This is a genomic window from Ewingella sp. S1.OA.A_B6 (genome assembly GCF_049889095.1).
In the GTDB taxonomy this organism is placed as follows: domain Bacteria; phylum Pseudomonadota; class Gammaproteobacteria; order Enterobacterales; family Enterobacteriaceae; genus Ewingella.
This window is the reverse complement of sequence record NZ_JBLJFK010000075.1, coordinates 1-266: the sequence shown is the minus strand read 5'-3', so window position 1 is coordinate 266 and position 266 is coordinate 1. Positions and strand designations below refer to the sequence as shown.

Genomic DNA, 266 nt, shown 5'->3' with positions numbered 1-266 from the left:
GCCTTAGGGGTCGACTCACCCTGCCCCGATTAACGTTGGACAGGAACCCTTGGTCTTCCGGCGTGCGGGTTTTTCACCCGCATTATCGTTACTTATGTCAGCATTCGCACTTCTGATACCTCCAGCAGCCCTCACAGGCCACCTTCAACGGCTTACAGAACGCTCCCCTACCCAACAACGCATAAGCGTCGCTGCCGCAGCTTCGGTGCATGGTTTAGCCCCGTTACATCTTCCGCGCAGGCCGACTCGACCAGTGAGCTATTACG

1 rRNA gene is annotated in these 266 nt (G+C 57.1%); it reads right to left on the bottom strand.

The features are described from left to right. Nucleotides 1–266, bottom strand: a 23S ribosomal RNA gene (locus tag ACMV8I_RS21540); the annotation flags it as partial.